2 protein-coding genes and 1 pseudogene are annotated in these 1,865 nt (G+C 57.6%); 1 reads left to right on the forward strand and 2 read right to left on the reverse strand.

The features are described from left to right. Positions 1-561: pseudogene (locus Q0331_RS01960) on the reverse strand (ABC transporter permease); the annotation flags it as partial. A gap of 172 nt (positions 562-733) precedes the next feature. Between Q0331_RS01960 and Q0331_RS01965 the strand changes: the two are divergent. Further along, positions 734-973, forward strand: a complete 240-nt coding sequence (locus Q0331_RS01965; protein WP_298074402.1) for a type II toxin-antitoxin system Phd/YefM family antitoxin — start codon at positions 734-736, stop codon at positions 971-973. Positions 974-1,000: 27 nt separating this feature from the next. On the opposite strand, the gene Q0331_RS01970 is transcribed toward Q0331_RS01965, so the two are convergent. After that, positions 1,001-1,777: a YoaK family protein gene (locus Q0331_RS01970; protein WP_298074405.1), complete on the reverse strand. Its 777-nt coding sequence runs from the start codon at positions 1,775-1,777 to the stop codon at positions 1,001-1,003. Between the last annotated feature and the right edge of the window lie 88 nt (positions 1,778-1,865).

Raw genomic sequence — 1,865 nt, forward strand, 5'->3', positions numbered from 1 at the left:
GGCATCGACGTGGCCGAAGGTGCGCTGGCCATCGGTGAAGCCGACGACCTTCAACGGGATCTCAAGGCGATCGATCGTGATGGTGTCTCCTTCTTTGATGCCTTCGTCTTGAAGGGTGGAGGATACGACGATCTCGTGCTTGGTCTTAGTAGGTGCACCGTCGTTAGGGGTGGTGCTTTGATCCGGCAGGCCTTCCGGTGCGATGAAGGAGCCGGGCTTTACGCCGAGGAGAGTGAGGTCGACGGCCTTGCCGTCCTGGTTGTGCGCGTTGGCGATGGTGAGCCCCAGCGGAGCGGCATCTTCCACACCGTCGATGTCGGCGAACTTGTCGGCCTCTGCAATGTCGATGACGGAGCGCGTGAAGGCGGAATCGGTCTGTGTGCCGTCGGCGAAAGCGATGACGTCACTATCCATTGCCTTCAGACCGGAAACGCCGTCGTTGACCAGACCGGCTGTCAGGCCGGAGATGATGACGACCAGCAAGGACATGAGCGCCAACACGACGCTCATGAGAAGAAAGCGGGTGCGCGCAAAAAGCATTTCGCGCAAGGCTAGAAACATGATGAAAATTCCTGGGGTTGAGGTTGGGGAGGTGAGCGGTTGATCAATCGCTACACAGACTTTAGCAACAATATGTTGCCAAGATAAAAACGGGGTGTTTCTAACTGTGGATATTGAAAGTGTTGGCTGGTTAGTCAGAATGTAGGTACGTTGCTACAAAAGGAGGGTTCTCATGACTAGCGTGAGTGCGCGTGAGTTCAATCAGGATGTGAGTTACGCGAAAAGGAAGGCTGGTGAGGGGCCCGTTGTTATTACTGATCGAGGTGAGCCGGCCTTCGTATTGCTTTCCATTGATGACTACAGGAAGATCTCCGGCTCGAATGAAGGCTGGGTTTCGCGGTTGCAAATGGAAGAGGACATTGACCTCGAGGACGTAAGGATGGACTTCGAACCGCGAGGATGCTCAATCTGAACCCCTTGGAGCTCTAGGCCACTAGCACTAAACCGCCAGCCCACGGTTGCGCCGCCATTGGCGGTACACCAGTGCAGTCACGGTTCCCGCATATAGCATGCCCGTCACCACCAGTACCGCGTGCAGGCCCACCTGGACATACATCCAGCCGCCCAGTAGCGCTCCGCAGGCAAGCGCCATCCACAGCGCGAAATAGCGCAGCCAATCCAAGTGCGGGCCGCCGAAGAGTGCGGCCACGAACCGCTGAGACATCTTCACTAGCGTGCCCGTCATGTATGTCAGGGAAATGCTTACCTCGCCGTCGCGCTCGAACGTGGAATTCATAGCGCCCACGGTGAATGACAGGCTGTAAACCGCCCACTGTTCGTGCCCGGTCAAAACCAGTACTGAGGCAATCGTCGAGGTGGCGCAGATAAACAGAAGAATCGCTTCGCGCGTGCGCGTTCGCGGCAGATACCGCCTCCCCAGTTGGCTGATTAGTGCCCCAATACCCACGCCGATGAGGAACAGCACCATAACCCCGCCAGCCGTCATCGCGACGTCCCATTTCCCCGCATTGACCGCCGCAGTCAGCCGGGTGGTGTTCCCCGACATAAACGACAGGAAGTATCCGCCCAGGTACAAGAACCCCAGCGTATCTACGAATCCTGCGATGGAGGATAAGTAGATAGCCAGTGCGTGTTCTCCGGTGCGGTAGCCTTTCATGGCGCAATCGTAGCAACCGGCGCCGTAGAAGCTCGGTAGACTGCCTCCGTTTTCTCGCGTCGGAGCTCGGCTCAGAACGGCGGAAGCAATTCGATTCATCTGCAAGCTCTTTATCAGGCGGCTCGCGTGTGCTGGAGGGGTAGCGGAGCTGGTGCGCTTTTGCGGCCATGGCTCGCACTAAGTCGGC

Origin of the sequence: uncultured Corynebacterium sp. (assembly GCF_937999985.1) — a bacterium.
Classification (GTDB): domain Bacteria; phylum Actinomycetota; class Actinomycetes; order Mycobacteriales; family Mycobacteriaceae; genus Corynebacterium.